Below are 16,851 nucleotides of genomic sequence, written 5' to 3' on the forward strand. Positions count from 1 at the left end.
CGACGTCATCGCCCACCCCGTCGGTGGTTTGGAATAGTCTGAGTCAAAGGGTTGCGCGGTGACGGGAGGCCGTTAGCGTCGCAGTCCGAGACGAGAAACCCGTTGAGGGAGAGGGATTAACTGTGCGCACGTTCGGTGGTCGGCTTTTCACGAGTGAATCCGTGACCGAGGGGCATCCCGACAAGATCTGTGATGCCATCAGCGATTCCATCCTCGACGCACTGCTCGAGCAGGACCCGCGCAGCCGCGTCGCGGTGGAGACCCTGGTGACCACGGGCCAGGTCCATGTGGCCGGCGAGGTCACCACATCGGCGTACGCCGACATCCCGACGATCGTGCGCGAGAAGGTGCTCGAGATCGGCTACGACTCCTCGGCCAAGGGCTTCGACGGCGCGTCCTGCGGCGTGAACGTCGCCATCGGCGCGCAGTCGCCGGATATCGCTCAGGGCGTGGACACTTCGCACGAAGCGCGCGTCGGCGGTTCCGACGACGAGATCGAGCGTCAGGGCGCGGGCGACCAGGGCCTGATGTTCGGTTACGCCACCCGCGAGACCCCCGAGCTCATGCCGCTGCCGATCGCGTTGGCGCATCGCCTGTCCCGGCGACTGACCGAGGTCCGCAAGTCCGGTGTGCTGCCCTACCTGCGCCCCGACGGCAAGACCCAGGTCACCATCGAATACGACGGCGCCCGGCCGGTGCGGCTGGACACCGTGGTGCTGTCCACCCAGCACGCCGCGGACATCGATCTGGACAACCTGCTCGCCCCCGACATCCGCGAGAAGGTTGTGGATTCGGTGCTCGCCGAGCTGAATCTGCCGGAGCCGCTGGACACTTCGGACATCCGCCTGCTGGTCAACCCGACCGGCAAATTCGTGCTCGGCGGCCCGATGGGCGACGCGGGCCTGACCGGTCGCAAGATCATCGTCGACACCTACGGCGGCATGGCCCGTCACGGCGGCGGCGCGTTCTCGGGCAAGGATCCGTCGAAGGTCGACCGCTCGGCCGCCTACGCCATGCGCTGGGTCGCCAAGAACGTGGTCGCCGCGGAACTGGCCGACCGGGCCGAGGTGCAGGTCGCCTACGCCATCGGCAAGGCCGCGCCCGTCGGTCTGTTCGTCGAGACGTTCGGCACCGAAAAGGTCGATCCCGCAAAGATTTCCGCGGCCCTGACCGAGGTCTTCGATCTGCGTCCCGGCGCGATCATCCGCGACCTGGACCTGCTGCGCCCGATCTACGCCAAGACCGCGGCCTACGGCCACTTCGGCCGCACCGATGTCGACCTCCCCTGGGAGCGCACCGACCGCGCGGACAAGCTGCGCGCGGCCGTCGGGCTGTAATTGGCCGAGCCGGAACCGGAGACGGCGGCGGTCGCGCGCCCCATCGCGCGCGTCCTGCCGCTGCTCGAACCGGCCCACCTCGACCGGGATTTCGATTATCTGGTCCCCCCGAACCTGGACGCCCTCGCCCAACCCGGCGTGCGCGTCCGGGTTCGGTTCTCGGGTCGGCTGATCGACGGATTCGTTCTCGAACGCCTCGAGAAGTCCGACCACACCGGCAAACTCGTGCGCCTCGAACGCGTCGTGTCCGGCGAGCGGGTTCTCACCCCGGAGATCCTCCGGTTGGTCGAGGCCGTCGCCGCCCGATATGCGGGGACGCGTGCGGATGTGCTGCGGCTGGCCATTCCGCCGCGACATGCCAAGGCCGAGGGGAAACCGGCTGCGGCCGAATCGGTTTCGAAGGCGGCCGAAGGTCCGGATGCCGCGAATGCGGTTGCTGGCCCGGAAGCTTCGGATGCGTCCTCGGCGTCGGGGGAGCAGGCCGCACCGGGGGAGGCGATCAGCGCGAAGAGCGATGCTCCGTTGTCCACGAAAGTGGCTGCCGCCGCGGCGTTTTCGGAGGCGTCCTCAGGGTCGGGGGAGCGTGGCGAGGCAGCGGATTCGGGTGACGGGGCGGATGCCGAGTCCGTCTCCGACGGGCCTCCCGGCTCCGGAGAGCAGGTCGCGACGGCGGACCTGAACGATACGGCGGGCGATACTCCCGGGGACTCGGAAGCCGTTGTGCGCACGGCGGTTTCGGAGGTGTCCCCGGAATCGAGGGAGCAGGCGGGCGCGGGTTCGCGTTACCCCGGATGGGCGAAGTACCGGCATGCCGAATCGTTCCTGACGGCCTTGGGGCAGGGGCGGGGGCCGCGGGCGGCGTGGCAGGCGGTGCCGGGGGAGGAGTGGGCGCGACGGCTGGCCGAGGTGGCGGCGGTGGTGGCCGAGGGTGGGCGCAGCGCGATCGTGGTGGTGCCGGATCAGCGTGATCTGGACCGGGTGCTGGCGGCCTGCGCGGAGGTCGTGGTGGAGGGGGTGGTGGGGTTGGCCGCGGGTTTGGGGCCTTCGGCGCGATACCGGCGCTGGCTGTCGGTGCTGCGCGGGGAGGCGCGGGTCGTCGTCGGCACGCGCAGCGCGGTATTCGCGCCCGCGCGGGATCTGGGGCTGATCGCGATCTGGGACGACGGAGACGATATGTACGCCGAGCCCCGCTCGCCGTATCCGCACGCCCGTGAGGTCGCCATGCTGCGGGCGCACGAGACCGGCGCGGCCTTCCTGGCGGCCGGATTCTCCCGCACCGCCGAGATCCAGGCCGTCGTCGAATCCGGTTGGGCCCACAACCTTCTCGCCGACCGCGCCGTCATCCGCGAGCACATGCCCCGCATCAGCGTCCCCGGCGACACCGATATCGCACTGGAACGCGACCCGGTCGCCCGCGCCGTCCGCATCCCCGGCGTCGCGTTCACCGCCGCCCGCAAGGCCCTCGCGGCAGGCGAACCCGTCCTCGTCCAGGTCCCCCGCCGCGGCTACGTCCCCGCCCTCTCCTGCGCCAAATGCCGCACCCCCGCCCGCTGCCGCCACTGCAACGGCCCCTTGGCCCTCCCCGACCACTCCTCGAAAGCCCCTGCGCCACAACGTCGTTCGAATGAACGACATGATGGTGCCGCCCGATTCGACGGACCAGGAAGTCGAACCGACGGCGCCGCCCGATCCGACGGACCAGCAAGCCGAACCGTTGGCGGAGGGCTACCCGGTGGCCGACGCGACGGAGCGGGTGGTGGGATCGCTGGCGGCCGGGGCGTATCCGCGCGGGCGCGGGCCGACAGCGTGCCGCCGCACGAGATCGCGCACAGCCCGAGCTGTCGGTGGTGTGGCAAGACCGAGGCGGCGTTCCGGTGCGGGACGTGTGGGTCGCGGGCGCTGCGGGCCGTCGTGATCGGGGCCGCTCGCACGGCCGAGGAATTGGGCCGGGCGTTTCCCGGCGTGCCGATCCGCGGGTCCGGGGGCTCGGCGGTGCTGGATTCGGTGCCGGAGGGGCCGCAGGTGGTCGTCGCGACGATCGGGGCCGAACCCACGACGCCCGGCGGCTACGGGGTCGCGCTGCTTCTCGACGGGTGGGCGCTGCTCGGGCGGGCCGATCTGCGGGCCGCCGAGGACGCGCTGCGGCGCTGGATGTCGGCGGCCGCCCTGGTGCGCTCGACGGGGCAGGTGATCGTCATGGCCGATCCGGCCGTACCGACCGTGCAGGCTCTCGTGCGCTGGGATCCCGTGGGCCACGCGGACTTCGAGCTCGCCGCCCGCACCGAGGTCCGCTTCCCGCCCGCGGTCCGCCTGGCCGCCGTCGACGGCACCGCCGACTCCATCGCCGAATTGCTCGGGGAGGCAACGCTTCCCGCCGAGGTGGAGATCCTCGGCCCCGTCCCGCTGCCGCCGGGTGCCCGAAAACCGTTCTCCTCCGGCGATTCTCCCGCCGAGGTCGAGCGCATGATCCTGCGCGCCCCCCGGCTTGCGGGCAACGCCCTGTCCCGCGCCCTCACCGCCGCCCAGGCCGTGCGCAGCACCCATCGCTCCGACGACCCACTGCGCGTCCAGATCGACCCGATCGATATCGGCTGACCATCGCGTCGGCCTCCCGCACCGAGCCCCGCCCGCAGCGCCGGGTGCGCCCGGGCCGACCACATCCAGGCCCTCGACATCGTGTCGGTTTCGTCCAAGACGTCGCTGGCTGGGCCCCGTAGGCTTCCGACCACCGACAACGAGGACGAGGAGAGATTCGGTGACACGGGAACTGGTCTGGACGGGCTTCATGACGCTGGACGGCGTGGTCGACTCGCCGGGCGGCAAGGTCGAGGGCCACCGCAGCGGCGGCTGGGTGATGGAGACCGAATTCGTGCCGGAGGCGTTCGCGCTCAAGGGCGAGGAACTCGCCGACACGACCGCACTGCTGTTCGGCCGCCGCAGCTACGAGGCGTTCGCCCCGATCTGGCGCGATTCGGCGGACCACGTCGACTACAAGGACCTGCCCAAGTACGTGGTCTCGACCGGACTCACCGACGACGACCTGGTCGACGGCTGGGGACCGACCACGATCCTGCGCTCGACCGAGGACGTCGCGAAGCTGAAGCAGGGCGACGGCGGCGGCATCTTCATCCACGGCAGCGCCGAACTGGCCCGCCGTCTGGCCGACGCCGACCTGATCGACCGCTACAACCTGCTGGTGTTCCCGGTGCTGCTGGGTGCGGGCAAGAGCGTGTTCAGCCGGGCTGACCGCGACAAACAGCAACTGCGCCTGCGGGATTCGGCGTCCTACGCCAACGGGGTGACCAAACTCGTCTACGAGGTGGCGCGCTGACGTAGATCGAGCGCGATCGCGCCCTCGACTCCCGCGCGGAGCTGCCGCGAGGTACGCCCGACGAATCGCCGCAGCGCCCGCGCGAGATGCGGCGCGTCGTAGTACCCGAGCGTCTCGATGACGGTGTCCTCGCCCGCGCCCGAACTCAGCAGGGTGGCGGCCGTGCGGGCCCGCTCGATCTGCCGCACCGCGCCGCGGGTGAGTCCCGTCGCGGCGCGGAAGCGGCGCTCGAGGGTCCGCTCGGTGACCGGCGGGCGATGTCCCCGCACCACGTCGGCGACCAGCCCGTCGCGCACCACCACCCCGGACCGGACGAGCCGGGCGACGAGCGCCTCCGCGTCATCGGGACCCGGTGTCTCCCAACGGCTTCCGTCCAGCCAGAATTTCCGGTCCGTCACATCCGGCAGCACGATCCCCGTGTCGACCAGACTCGGCGCGGCCACTCCGCGCAGCGAGGTGCCGACCGCGAACTGGATACCGACGAACGACGCGCCCTCCGGGACGGGTGCGGTCGCGGTACGGCTCTCGGGACCGGTGACGGCCGCGCCCGCCACCCCGTCCTGCTCCCAGAACACCAGCCCCCACGTCTCGGTCGCCACCGAGGTCATCTCCGCCACCCGCTCACTGCGGCACGTCCACACCTCGGCGACCCACGGAGAATCCGACGCCCGCGCCGCCAACAGCAGTCCCACCGCGCCATCCTAAGCGGCGAGCGCCCGCGGCGAGGCCACGCGCGGCAACCGCCGGGACCGCGCCCGCACACAGGTTCAGCCCGTGATGGTCGCCGCGGCTCGCGCCAGCGACTCCTCGACGTGGGCGCGGTCGGCGCCCATGCCGACCAGGATGTCCATCGTGGCGGGTAGCAGCACCTGTGTGACGGCCCGGCCGTCGCCGCCGAGATTGCCCGACAGCTCCAGCAGCACCACGCCGTGGATGAGGCCCCACAGGCGCGCCGCCACCTCGCGGGCCGAGCCGGTGTGGATATGGCCGTCGGCGATCATGCGCTCGACCACCGCCACCAACTGTTCGAAGGTCTCCGCCCCGACCGCGTCGGTCACCGGGGCGGCGACGAAATCGCAAGGCGCGCTGCCGCTTTCGGATGCGGGAGACAGGCCGAACATGAGCAGATAGCGTTGCGGATTGGCCAGCGCGTACTGCCGATACGCGTATCCCATCACCAGGAAATCGGCCACCGGATCGTCGCTCGACGGCCGCGCGCCCAGGGCCGCGCCGAAGCGCGCGAACGCCTCGGCCACGATCGCGCCCAGCAATTCGGTCATGCCGCCGAAATGCGTGTACACCGCCATCGTCGACGCGCCGACCGCCGCGGCCACCCGCCGCGTCTGCAATGCCTGGGGGCCGTCGGACTCCAGTAGGTCGATCCCCGCCTCGATCAACCGTTCACGCATCCCCGCTCCGGATCGGGAACTCACCATTGCCACACCTCCATAACGGCGTTATTCTAGCTCCTATAACACCGTTATTCCTCGTCTTGGGGGTCCCCATGGGCAATCGCTATCTCTCGGGCTTGTTCGCTCCGATCGAGCACGAGCACACACTCACCGATCTGAAGGTCACCGGAACCATTCCCGACCACCTCGACGGCCGGTACCTGCGCAACGGCCCCAACCCGGTGGGCGAACTCGATCCGGCCGTGTACCACTGGTTCGTCGGCGACGGCATGGTGCACGGCGTGCGCCTGCGCGACGGCCGCGCCGAGTGGTACCGCAACCGCTGGGTGCGCGGCCCGGTCACCGCCCGCGCGCTCGGCGAGGGGGCCGTGCCCGGGACGGAGGCGGTCGGGGGTCCGGGCGCCAACACCAATGTCATCGGCCATGCCGGGCGCACGTTCGCCCTGATCGAGGCGGGCCAGCCCAACTACGAGCTGTCCGAGGAACTCGACACGATCGGCGTCTGCGATTTCGACGGCACGATCACCGGCGGCTACACCGCCCACCCCAAGCGCGACCCGGAAACCGGTGAGCTGCACGCGGTTTCGTATTCGTTCCAGCGCGGCAACAAGGTGCAGTACTCGGTCATCGGCGCCGACGGCCGGGCCCGGCGCACGGTCGACATCGAGGTCGGCGGCTCGCCGATGATGCACGACTTCTCGCTCACCGAGAACTACGTCGTCTTCTACGATCTGCCGGTCACCTTCGACGCGCGCCAGGCGGTGGCGATGACCGTGCCGCGCGCGCTGCGGCTGCCCGCGCGACTGGTGTTGTCGGCCTTGGTCGGTCGCGTGCCGATCCCGAATCCGCCCGCGGCACGGCAGAATTCGGTCTCGCCCGATCGCCGCATGCCCTATCGCTGGGATCCGAAGTATCCGGCGCGGCTGGGCGTCATGCCGCGGTCGGGCGGCAACGCCGACGTGCGCTGGTTCGACATCGAGCCGTGCTACGTCTTCCACCCCATGAACGCCTACGAGGACGGCGAGACCCTCGTGCTCGACGTGGTCCGCTATCAGACGATGTTCGCCACCGACTTCACCGGACCCAACGAGGGCTTGCCGACCCTGGACCGCTGGGAGGTCGACCTCGCGGCGGGCAAGGTCCGCCAGGGCGTGCTCGACGATCGGCCGCAGGAGTTCCCGCGCGTCGACGAGCGACTGACGGGTCGGCGGCATCGCTACGGATACGCGCCCGCGGTGGGGACGGGCGTGGCGAGCGGTCCGCGGCTCTACAAGCACGACTTCGTCGGCGGCGGCGCGCTCGTCCGCGAGTTCGGTCCCGGAAAAGCCCTGGGCGAGTTCGTCTTCCAGCCCTCCGCCCCCGACGCTGCCGAGGACGACGGCGTGCTGATGGGCTTCGTCTACGACGCCGCCACCGACACCAGCGATCTGGCCATCCTCGACGCGGCGACCCTCGAGGACGTCGCCCGCGTGCACCTGCCGCACCGCGTGCCCGCGGGCTTCCACGGGAATTGGGTGCCCGCCACCTGAGGTGCCACGGTCAGCCCGCGCCTGACAGGGGATAACCCATCTGGTCGGTTCGTGTCCCGCCTCACACTTGTCGAAGATGCATTGCCGATATATCGTCGATGTTGTCAACGTAAGAACAAGCCTGAGGAGGCTGGCCATGGAAAACATGGAGAACATGAACGCACGCGGCCGCTGGCGTGGCCGCGGACCGGGTCGCGAGCAGTTCGGACCCGAACAGTTCCACCGTCACCCGCGGGGCCCGCGCGGCTTCGGCCCGGGGTTCGGACCGTTCGGTCCCGACTTCGGACCGGGCTTCGGTCCCGGGGGTGGCCACTTCGGCCGCGGGCGCGGTCGGGGCGGGCGGGGTCGGCGCGGCGACGTCCGCGCGGCGATCCTGCTGCTGCTCCAGGAGCGTCCGATGCACGGCTACGAGCTGATCCAGCGGATCCGCGAGCGCAGCGACGATGTCTGGCGTCCCAGTCCGGGATCGATTTATCCGGCATTGTCACAACTCGAGGACGAAGGGCTGGTGCTCATCGAGAAGGTCTCGGGCCGCAAGACCGCCAAGCTGACCGACGAGGGCGTCACCTACGTGCGCGAGCACGCCGACGAACTCGGCGATCCCTGGCAGGAGGTCCGCGACGGAATCGGTGATCAGGCACTGGATCTGCGCGAACTCGTCGGACAGTTGATGGGCGCGGTCGCTCAGGTGGCCCGCGCGGGCACGCCGGAGCAGGCGGCCAAGGCGGCCGAGGTGCTCACCGAGGCCCGGCGCGCGCTGTACCGGATCCTCGCCGACGACGAGCAAAAGTAACGGTTTCGAAATGGTTTGGCCGAGCACGGAATTCCGCGACCGCGAATGCGGGATGATCGTGAAATGGCACGACCCGGGGGCGGATTCGCTCGAGGTATCTCACAATGGCGGCACGCGGTGGTCGCGGGCGGGGCGGCGTGCGCACTGGTATTCGGTGCCGGTGCGCCCGCTTTCGCCGATGCGGGCGCCGACGTCTCGGTGCCGACCGAGGCGGGTCCGCCGCAGTCGGAGCATCTGACCGCGTCCTGGTACCTCAAGGACCACCCCGACGCCGCGCCCTTGGGCGCCAACGACTTCGGGTGCGCCCCGACCGCCGAGCATCCCTATCCGGTCGTGCTCGCGCACGGCACCGACGCCTCGGCCTATTCCGACTGGTCGGCCGTGTCGCCCCAGCTGAAGGACGCCGGATTCTGTGTCTTCGCACCGAATTACGGCGGCAAGCCCGGCGCGACGACCTACGGCACCCAGGACGTGTGGCAGTCGGCGCGCCAGATCGGCGATTTCGTCGACGAGGTGCTGGCCGCGACGGGCGCGAAGAAGGTCGATCTGGTCGGATTCTCCCAGGGCGCCAACGTCACTCGCTACTACGTCGACAAGCTCGGCGGCGCGGACAAGGTCGACCAGTGGGTCGGCATGGCCTCGCCCTCCTACGGCGGCGTGATGTACGGGCTGGTGCCGGTGGCCGACGCGGTGCCGGGGCTGTGGCCGGTGTTCGAGAGGGTCACCTCGATCGCGGCGGTGCAGCAGGCCCAGGGCGCGCCGTTCATGGTGGCGCTCAACGCCGGTGGCGACACCGTCGCGGGACCGCACTACACCACCATCGGCAGCCGGGTCGACGAGATCATCCAGCCCTTCGGCAATATCGCGCTGCACGGACCCAACGCGACCAATCTGGTGTTGCAGGATCTGTGTCCCGTCGACCTGACCGGGCATTTCCACATCGTCTACGACCCGTTCGCGCAGCGGCTGATGCTCAACGTCCTCGACCCCGAACACGCCGTCGAACCGGTGTGTCAGGCGGTGCCGCTCGGGACCGGTATTCCGGAGGTCGTGCTGGGCGCGCACTCCTGATCGGGGACGTCCGTAAAATAGGACGTCCGTATCCGATCGCCCGGGGAGTTTCTCGTGACCGTCCAGCCCGTTCGCCTGTTCGGCGATCCCGTCCTGCGCGCCCGTGCCGACGAGGTCACGACCTTCGACAGGGAACTGCGTCAGCTGGTGACCGACCTGACCGATACGATGCACGCCAGCGGAGGCATCGGCATGGCCGGACCGCAGATCGGCGTCGGACTGCGAGTCTTCGTCTACGACACCGGTGACGCGGCCGGGCATCTGGTCAATCCGAGTTACGAGGTGCTGGGCGCGGAGGAGCAGACCGGTCCGGAGGGCTGCCTGTCGATTCCGGGCCTGCGCTACGACGTCACCCGCGCGCTGCGGGTGCGGGCGCGCGGACTCGACAGTGCCGGGGCCGCAGTCGAATTCGAGGCCGAGGGACTGCTGGCGCGCTGTGTCCAACACGAGACCGATCATCTCGACGGGCTGCTGTACCTGGACCGTCTGAATGCGGCGACACGAAAGGAGGCGATGCGCGCGGTGCGCGAATCGGAGTGGTTCACCACGGGCAAGACGGTGATGCCGGCCGCGGAAGTGGCCGCCACGAAGGCCGCTGCGGCGGAGCGGAGCAGCTGATGCGCCTGGTCTTCGCGGGCACGCCCGAACCGGCGGTGCCGTCGCTGCGGCGGTTGCTGGACTCGTCGCGGCACGAGGTGGTCGCGGTGGTCACCCGGCCCGACGCGGTGGCGGGCCGCGGCCGCAAGGTGACCCGTTCGCCCATCGGGCGACTCGCCGACGAGCGCGGCATCCCGGTCCTCACCCCGCGCAAGCCCTCGGAACCGGACTTCGTCGCCCGGCTGACCGAGCTGGCCCCCGACTGCTGCCCGGTGGTCGCCTACGGCGCGCTGCTGCCCCAGCCGGTGCTCGACATCCCGCGGCACGGCTGGGTGAATCTGCACTTCTCGCTGCTGCCCGCCTGGCGCGGCGCGGCACCCGTGCAGGCGGCGATCGCGGCCGGGGACGAGATCACCGGCGCCTCCACCTTCCGCATCGAGGCCGGGCTCGACACCGGTCCCGTCTTCGGCGTGGTCACCGAGAAGATCGCGGTCACCGACACCGCCGGAACCCTGCTCGACCGGCTCGCCGAAACCGGTGCGCGCCTGCTGGAATCGACGCTCGACGGCATCGAGGACGGCACCGTGCACGCCGAACCCCAGCCGACCGAGGGCGTCTCCTACGCCCCGAAGGTCGATCCGGACGCCGGGCACATCCGCTGGGATCAGCCCGCCCTCGCCGTCCATCGCCGCATCCGCGCGGTGACCCCCGCGCCGGGCGCGTGGACCCTGGTCGACGGCAAACGCCTCAAGGTCGCCCCGGTCGAACTGGTCGAGGAGACCCTCCCCGAACGCGTCGTCGAGGTCCGCAAATCCGGCGTCTACGTCGGCACCACCACCACCGCCGTCCGCCTCACCGAGGTCCAGCCCGAGGGCAAACGCATGATGCCCGCTCTCGACTGGGCCCGCGGCGCCCGCCTGGAGCCCGGCGCGGTGGTCGAGTGAGCCCCGCCGATCGGGGGCGTCGCGACGAATCACAGCCGAGATCGGCTGGCGCGCAGCGGAATTCAGCCGACGGCCGCGGAGCGTCCGGGCAGTCGGCGCGCGTGCGCGGTACCGATCCCGGATTCGCTGCGGATCGCCGTGCCGACGGGCCGCGGGGGGACTCGGGCGCGAATCGGCCCGAAGGGTCGGGTCGAGGCTCGGACTCGGGTCCGAATGGATCGGGCCGGGGTGAGCGTGGTCGATCCGGTGCGGGCCGTGGCGCGGACGGGCCGCGCCGCGAGGGCGGCCGGGATGAGGGTGCGGGGCCGCGTCGGCCCAACAGCGCTGCGGGGCAAGCCAAATCGGGGGGACGCGGGCGAGGCGGGAACGCCGCGCCGGGGCGGTCGCGGCCGAACGGGGCCGGGAAGGGGCGGGGGAACGACGCCGATCCGGATCCGGTCCGGGCGGTGGCGCGGGATCTGCTGCGGGTGGTGCGGGAGCGGGATGCCTACGCGAACCTGGTGTTGCCCAAGATGATTCGCGATCGCGGGTTGTCCGGGCGGGACGCGGCGTTCGCGACCGAACTGGGGTACGGGGCCTGTCGGTCGCTCGGGTTCCTGGACGCGGTGATCGAGGCGGGGGCGGGGCGCGCGGTCGTGGAGATCGACGGGCCGTTGCTGGACGTGCTGCGGCTCGGGGCGTATCAGATTCTGCGGACCCGGGTGGGGGCGCACGCCGCCGTGGACACCTCGGTGGCGCTGGCGCGGGCCGAATTCGGCCAGGGGCGGGCGGGTTTCGTGAACGCCGTGCTGCGCCGGGTCGCCGAGCGCGGACCGGACGAGTGGGTGGAACGGCTCGCGCCGCCGGATCCGGTGGGGCACTTGGCCTTCGAGTACGCGCACCCGACGTGGATCGCGCAGGCGTTCGCCGACGCGCTGGGCGCGCGGGCGGGGGAGCTGCGCGACCTGCTCGCCGCCGACGACGAGCGCCCGGCCGTGCATCTGGTGGCGCGGCCCGGCGAGATCACCGCCGAGGAGCTGGCCCTGGTGACCGGTGGCGAGGAGGGCCGCTGGTCCCCGTACGCGGTCTACCTCGACGGCGGCGATCCGGGCAAGCTCGAACCCGTGCGCGAGGGCATGGCCGCGGTGCAGGACGAGGGCAGTCAGCTGGTCGCGCTGGCGCTGACCCGCGCCCCGCTGCTGGGCCCCGACACCGGCCGCTGGCTCGACCTGTGCGCCGGACCGGGCGGGAAGGCGGCGCTGCTCGGCGCGCTCGCCGACATCGACGGCTACCACCTCGACGCGGTCGAACAGGCCGCGCACCGCGCCGAACTCGTGCGCACCGCCACCCGCGGGCTGCCGGTGACCGTGCACGTCACCGACGGCCGGGCCAGCGGCCTCGCCCCCGGCTACGACCGCATCCTGGTCGACGCCCCCTGCACGGGCCTGGGCGCGCTGCGGCGGCGGCCGGAGGCGCGCTGGCGGCGCACCCCCGCCGACGTCCGCGATCTCACCGTGCTGCAACGCGAATTGCTCGGCGCCGCATGGGGTTTGCTGCGGCCGGGCGGTGTGGTGGTCTACTCGACCTGCTCGCCGCACCTGCCCGAGACGGTCGCGGTGGTGGGCGATCTGGTCCGCCGCGCCGACGCCGAACAGCTCGACGCCCGCGAACTGCTCCCCGGCGTCACCGACGTCGGCGACGGACCGGCCGCCCAGCTGTGGCCGCACCGGCACGGCACGGACGCCATGTTCCTGGCCGCCCTGCGCAAGCCGCGCTGAGGAACCTCGCAGCGCCTCGTAACCTGTTGTCCACTCGGCCCGTGCATGCTCGGGCCTTCCACTCGATCGAAGGTGAGGCAGACAATGGAACTTCTGGACGTGGTCGCGACGATCTTCAGCACGGCCCTGCAAGCGCTGAGCGGCAGCGCGGCCTGACGGCCCGTTCCCTCGGTTCTTCCGTAGCGCGGTGTGCCCCCGGGGCGCACCGCGCTTCGCCGTTCCAGGGGCACCCGCTACGCCCGCTCCTCGGCGTGGGCGATGAAGCGGCCGAGCAGGTCGTGCAGCTGTTCGCGCTCGGCGGGGGACAGGGGCGCGAGCAGGTCGGCGACCACGGCGTCGGCGGTGGCCGTGGCCGCGAGCAGGCGGTCCCGGCCCGCGTCCGTGATGTGGACGGCGTAACTGCGCCGGTCGCGATCGTCGCGGCGGCGTTCGGCCAGACCCTGCTTCTCCAGCTCGTCGATGATGTAGACCATCGACGACTTGTCGAGTTGGAGCTGATCGACCAGGGCGCGCTGGCTGAGCGGACCGTTCTCGGCGAGTCGGGTGAGCACGCCCAGATGCCGCAGTTCCACGCCGTGGTCGCGCAGCGCCCGATTGGTCGCCGAACGGGCGTAGCGGTGGGCCAGATACAGCTGCCCGCCGATCCGGGCGCCGAGCCGAGCCGAGGAATCGTCCACCGGATTATTATGGCCGAGGACAAACCGTCTTAAAACAGATAATCTGAAGGCGTGAATATTGTTGTCGCCGGAGCCGGTCTCGCGGGCTCCCTGCTGGCCCAGGGATTGAGCCGGGCCGGAATCGATGTCACCGTCTTCGAACGCGAACCGGCCGAGCGCGACGCGCAGGGGTATCGCATCCACATCGACCAGCCGGGCGATCTCGCCCTGCGCGAACTCCTGCCCCCGGAGCTGTACGACCGGGTGCTCGCCACGGCGGGCAAACGCGGCTCGGGTGTGCGCGTGCTGGATCCGGGCCTGCGCGTCGTTCAGGAGTTCCTGGTCCCGGAGACCGCGGACGAGGCGGTGTCCGGACGGCATCTGACCGTCGACCGTTCGACCCTGCGGCGAATTCTGCTCACCGGGCTGACGGTGCGCCACGCGGCGCCCTTCCAGCGCTACGAGGTGCTCGACACGGGCCGGGTGCGGGCCTGGTTCGGGGACGGTACGGAGATCGACGCCGATCTGCTGGTGGGCGCGGACGGCACCCATTCGCGGGTGCGCGCCCAACTGCTGCCGCACGCCGAGGTGGTGGAGACCGGGCAGACCGAGATCTACGGCCGCACCGCGCTGACCGAGGAAGCGCGCGCCCTCACCCCGCCCGCCGCGCTGGACGGATTCTGCACCGTGGTCGGGGACGACGGACGCTTCGTGCCGGTCGCCGCTCACGAATTCCTCTCCGGCGGTTCGGATTACGTGATGTGGGTGGTGGTCGCCCCGGCCGAGCGGTTCCCGGCCGGTCTCGAACGGGCCGACGGGGCCGAGCTGCGCCGGATCGCGGCCGACACCGTGCGCGACTGGCATCCGAATCTCGGCGCGCTCATCCGCCTCGGCGATCCGGACAGCGTCGCCCGCACCACGATCCGCACCGCGAAACCGTTGTCGCCGTGGGAATCCGGGCCCGTCACCCTGATGGGCGACGCGGCGCACACCATGGTGCCCGCCGGGATCAGCGCGGCCGTCGCCCTGCGCGACGCGGCCGAGCTGTGCCGCCGGATTCTCGCCGAACCCGGTGCGCTGGTGGCGGCGGTGCACGACTACGAGGGTGCGATGCTCCGCTACGGATTCGAGGCGGTCGCGGCCTCGCAGCGGCGAACCTGATTACGGCGCAGGGCGTTCCAGCCACGCCAGCAGCGCCGCGGTGACCTCGGCGGGCCGCTGTTCCATCACGTAGTGGTCCGCCCCGGCGACGCGGGTGAGGGTGGCGTCCGGGAGCCGCTGGGCCAGATCCTCGCCGATCGCGAAGGGGCAGGCGGCATCCCGATCGCCCCAGACGACCGCGGCGGGGCAGCGGATGCCGGACAGGTCGGCGAGCTGCGGCCGCGGCCGGACGCTGTAGCCCGCGAAGTAGTCGGCGTAGCGCTCGCGTCCGGCCCGGGTGTCCAGCCAGCCGATGTAGTCCTCGACCTCGGCGGCGGTGAACGCCCCTTGGCGCACATAACGTTTCAGCATCCGGCGGTGCGCGCCGCCGAGCGGGAGCGACACCAGCACCCGACGCCGGGCGGGCCGCCGCGCCAGCGCGCTCAGGGCGCCGAACAGCGCGTAGTACGGTGCGGGAAAGGTACGGTGCGCCCGCGAGTTCAGGATCGCCAGGCGCCGTACCCGATTCGGTTGCGCCACCGCGAAACCCAGTGCGAGATAACCGCCGTAGTCGTGGGCCGCGATATCGGCCCGCTCGATGCCGAGCGCGTCGAGCAGCGCGGGCAGCAACGCCACCTCGGAGTCGTATTCGCACGTCGCGCCGGGCGGCCGCGCGGACTCACCCCAGCCGAACCAGTCCGGCGCGATCACCCGCCGGATCGCGGCGAGCGCGTCGATCTGTCGCCGCCAACACCGGTGATTCTGCGGATACCCGTGCAGCAGCACCAACGGCTCACCCGTCCCGCGCTCGAGATAACGAACACGCGCCCCCGCCACGGTCGTACCGCGCAGCCCCGAACCCCGGGTTTCGGTCATGACCTCACGATTACCCTACTGTCCGGTTCCGTAACATTCGGGGTGGGCAAATCGTATTGTCTCTGCGACGACGTCGGTGTCCGGTCGATGTTCGGGTTTCGAGGAGACATGTTGTACCGCCTGAATGACATCGACTGCGTCAGCGCGCGCGGTCATGCCGCCCTGGGAGGAGCGCTGGCGATCCACGCGGTGTGGCGCTACGACCGTGCGGCGAATATCGCGCAATTGGAACAATTCCACGCGGCACTGCGTCGCGGCCGGCTCCGCCGAGTGGTCGAACCCGCCCGCATTCCCGCGGCCGGTGACACCTGGAGCGGCGCGGGCGAATTCGCGCCCATCGAGATCGCGCCCCGGCCGATCCCGCGCGCCGAACTCGACGCCTGGGTGGCCGAACGCAGCCGCGCCGAATTGCGGACCTACGGCGGCCCGGCGTGGCGGCTGGCCGTGGTCGACCTCGACGACGGCGGCAGCGCGGTATCGCTGCTCGCCTCGCACACCATCGCCGACGGCCGCGGGTTCTGCGACGCCCTGGTGGCCGCCGTCGCCGACGAGGACCACGAATTCGACTGGGCCACAACAGATCAGGGTCCAGTGCGTCGTCTGTTCGCCGATCTCGGCGCGACGGCGAGACGGATCCGTCCCGTCCTGGCCGCCGTGGTGCTCGGCGCGCGGCTCGCCGCGACCGGCCGCGGCGAACCCCGGCCCGCCCGCGAGGACGGCTTCGAACTGCCGACCGTCGACGCGACGATCCCCGCCGACCTCTGGCACGCCGCCGCCAAGGCGCGGCACGGCACCTCCACCACCCTCGCCGTCGCCGTCATGGCCGCGCTCGCGACCGAGGTCGGCCGCGTCGACGACCAGGGCCATGCCCGGGTCATGATGCCGGTCAGCACCCGCACCGCCGACGACGAACGCGCCAACGCGCTCGGCTCGATCGATTTCGCGGTCGAGGGCGTGCCCGACGACCTGGCCCCGCTGCGCGCCCTGATCAAGGAGAAGCTGTCCGCCGAGCAGACCATGCCCCCGCTCATCCCCATCGCGGTGGCGCTGCCGCGCGGCCTGTACGGCAAGCTCGCCCGCCGGGCCGCCACCGACCCCACCCGCACGGTCTGTTCGAACCTCGGCACCGTGGACCCGCGCATCCTCGACATCGACGGCAGCGCGGCCTCCTCGATCACCCTCGCGCTGATCAACCAGGGCCTGGACTCCCGCGCGATCGTCACCGCGCGCGGCGGCACCCTCTACGGCGTGTTCTTCGAGATCGACGGCGCGATCACGCTGCGCGTCAACGGTTTCCACCCGCCCGCCCTGGACACCGCCGAACAACTCGGTGACCTGGTGCGCCGCGTCCTGGCCCGCTACGACCTCACCCCGGTCCTCCGCTAGCCGGGCCCAGGTTTCGTGACCG

Annotated in this window: 15 protein-coding genes; 11 read left to right on the forward strand and 4 right to left on the reverse strand. The window is 71.4% G+C overall.

What is annotated here, in order from left to right; genetic code table 11:
* Positions 1 to 122 precede the first annotated feature (122 nt).
* The 3 genes from metK to ACFYTQ_RS25040 all read left to right on the forward strand — a co-directional run bounded on the left by metK (position 123) and on the right by ACFYTQ_RS25040 (position 4,668).
* Entirely contained in the window at positions 123 to 1,337 is a 1,215-nt protein-coding gene (gene metK / locus ACFYTQ_RS25030; protein WP_387365583.1) for a methionine adenosyltransferase, read from the forward strand.
* Complete coding sequence (locus ACFYTQ_RS25035) at positions 1,338 to 3,932, forward strand: primosomal protein N' (RefSeq protein ID WP_387365586.1); 2,595 nt, start codon at positions 1,338 to 1,340, stop codon at positions 3,930 to 3,932. It begins immediately after the preceding gene.
* Positions 3,933 to 4,092: 160 nt separating this feature from the next.
* The gene (locus ACFYTQ_RS25040; protein WP_387365589.1) at positions 4,093 to 4,668 is read left to right on the forward strand and encodes a dihydrofolate reductase family protein; all 576 of its coding nucleotides are present in this window, start codon (positions 4,093 to 4,095) and stop codon (positions 4,666 to 4,668) included.
* On the opposite strand, the gene ACFYTQ_RS25045 is transcribed toward ACFYTQ_RS25040, so the two are convergent.
* Positions 4,650 to 5,360, reverse strand: a complete 711-nt coding sequence (locus tag ACFYTQ_RS25045) for a helix-turn-helix domain-containing protein (protein WP_387365591.1) — start codon at positions 5,358 to 5,360, stop codon at positions 4,650 to 4,652. The genes ACFYTQ_RS25040 and ACFYTQ_RS25045 overlap by 19 nt on opposite strands.
* 75 nt (positions 5,361 to 5,435) lie before the next feature.
* Positions 5,436 to 6,077 (reverse strand): TetR/AcrR family transcriptional regulator, encoded by a 642-nt coding sequence (locus ACFYTQ_RS25050; protein ID WP_387365594.1) that lies wholly within the window; start codon positions 6,075 to 6,077, stop codon positions 5,436 to 5,438.
* A 95-nt stretch (positions 6,078 to 6,172) separates the two neighbouring features.
* On the opposite strand from ACFYTQ_RS25050, the gene ACFYTQ_RS25055 reads away from it, so the two are divergent.
* From ACFYTQ_RS25055 to ACFYTQ_RS25080, 6 genes are all read left to right on the forward strand, one after another.
* Positions 6,173 to 7,609 (forward strand): carotenoid oxygenase family protein, encoded by a 1,437-nt coding sequence (locus ACFYTQ_RS25055; RefSeq protein WP_387365597.1) that lies wholly within the window; start codon positions 6,173 to 6,175, stop codon positions 7,607 to 7,609.
* A 136-nt stretch (positions 7,610 to 7,745) separates the two neighbouring features.
* Positions 7,746 to 8,402 (forward strand): PadR family transcriptional regulator, encoded by a 657-nt coding sequence (locus tag ACFYTQ_RS25060; protein WP_387365600.1) that lies wholly within the window; start codon positions 7,746 to 7,748, stop codon positions 8,400 to 8,402.
* A 63-nt stretch (positions 8,403 to 8,465) separates the two neighbouring features.
* Positions 8,466 to 9,473: an esterase/lipase family protein gene (locus ACFYTQ_RS25065; RefSeq protein ID WP_387365603.1), complete on the forward strand. Its 1,008-nt coding sequence runs from the start codon at positions 8,466 to 8,468 to the stop codon at positions 9,471 to 9,473.
* Between the two features lie 54 nt (positions 9,474 to 9,527).
* The gene (gene def / locus ACFYTQ_RS25070; protein WP_387365606.1) at positions 9,528 to 10,091 is read left to right on the forward strand and encodes a peptide deformylase; all 564 of its coding nucleotides are present in this window, start codon (positions 9,528 to 9,530) and stop codon (positions 10,089 to 10,091) included.
* Positions 10,091 to 11,014, forward strand: coding sequence for a methionyl-tRNA formyltransferase (gene fmt, locus ACFYTQ_RS25075; RefSeq protein ID WP_387365609.1), 924 nt, complete (start codon positions 10,091 to 10,093; stop codon positions 11,012 to 11,014). Before def ends, fmt begins: the two co-directional genes overlap by 1 nt.
* A 446-nt stretch (positions 11,015 to 11,460) precedes the next feature.
* On the forward strand, positions 11,461 to 12,771 hold the full coding sequence (locus ACFYTQ_RS25080) for an RsmB/NOP family class I SAM-dependent RNA methyltransferase (protein WP_387365612.1): 1,311 nt from the start codon (positions 11,461 to 11,463) through the stop codon (positions 12,769 to 12,771).
* Between the two features lie 233 nt (positions 12,772 to 13,004).
* Here the strand turns inward: ACFYTQ_RS25080 and ACFYTQ_RS25085 are convergent, their stop codons facing one another.
* Positions 13,005 to 13,448 (reverse strand): MarR family winged helix-turn-helix transcriptional regulator, encoded by a 444-nt coding sequence (locus ACFYTQ_RS25085; RefSeq protein WP_387365615.1) that lies wholly within the window; start codon positions 13,446 to 13,448, stop codon positions 13,005 to 13,007.
* A 51-nt stretch (positions 13,449 to 13,499) separates the two neighbouring features.
* On the opposite strand from ACFYTQ_RS25085, the gene ACFYTQ_RS25090 reads away from it, so the two are divergent.
* Positions 13,500 to 14,588, forward strand: coding sequence for an FAD-dependent oxidoreductase (locus ACFYTQ_RS25090; protein ID WP_387365618.1), 1,089 nt, complete (start codon positions 13,500 to 13,502; stop codon positions 14,586 to 14,588).
* On the opposite strand, the gene ACFYTQ_RS25095 is transcribed toward ACFYTQ_RS25090, so the two are convergent.
* Positions 14,589 to 15,443 (reverse strand): alpha/beta fold hydrolase, encoded by an 855-nt coding sequence (locus tag ACFYTQ_RS25095; RefSeq protein ID WP_387365621.1) that lies wholly within the window; start codon positions 15,441 to 15,443, stop codon positions 14,589 to 14,591.
* Between the two features lie 108 nt (positions 15,444 to 15,551).
* On the opposite strand from ACFYTQ_RS25095, the gene ACFYTQ_RS25100 reads away from it, so the two are divergent.
* On the forward strand, positions 15,552 to 16,829 hold the full coding sequence (locus tag ACFYTQ_RS25100) for a hypothetical protein (RefSeq protein ID WP_387365624.1): 1,278 nt from the start codon (positions 15,552 to 15,554) through the stop codon (positions 16,827 to 16,829).
* Positions 16,830 to 16,851: the final 22 nt, after the last annotated feature.

The sequence above is a fragment of the Nocardia sp. NPDC004068 genome (genome assembly GCF_042874315.1).
Taxonomy (GTDB): domain Bacteria; phylum Actinomycetota; class Actinomycetes; order Mycobacteriales; family Mycobacteriaceae; genus Nocardia.

Bases quoted from the DNA above. Each gene is read 5' to 3' on its own strand.
- ACFYTQ_RS25050 (WP_387365594.1), bottom strand. From the start codon at position 6,077: ATGCGTGAACGGTTGATCGAGGCGGGGATCGACCTACTGGAGTCCGAC.
- ACFYTQ_RS25055 (WP_387365597.1), top strand. From the start codon at position 6,173: ATGGGCAATCGCTATCTCTCGGGCTTGTTCGCTCCGATCGAGCACGAG.
- ACFYTQ_RS25060 (WP_387365600.1), top strand. From the start codon at position 7,746: ATGGAAAACATGGAGAACATGAACGCACGCGGCCGCTGGCGTGGCCGC.
- ACFYTQ_RS25065 (WP_387365603.1), top strand. From the start codon at position 8,466: ATGGCACGACCCGGGGGCGGATTCGCTCGAGGTATCTCACAATGGCGG.
- fmt (WP_387365609.1), top strand. From the start codon at position 10,091: ATGCGCCTGGTCTTCGCGGGCACGCCCGAACCGGCGGTGCCGTCGCTG.
- ACFYTQ_RS25095 (WP_387365621.1), bottom strand. From the start codon at position 15,443: ATGACCGAAACCCGGGGTTCGGGGCTGCGCGGTACGACCGTGGCGGGG.
- ACFYTQ_RS25100 (WP_387365624.1), top strand. From the start codon at position 15,552: ATGTTGTACCGCCTGAATGACATCGACTGCGTCAGCGCGCGCGGTCAT.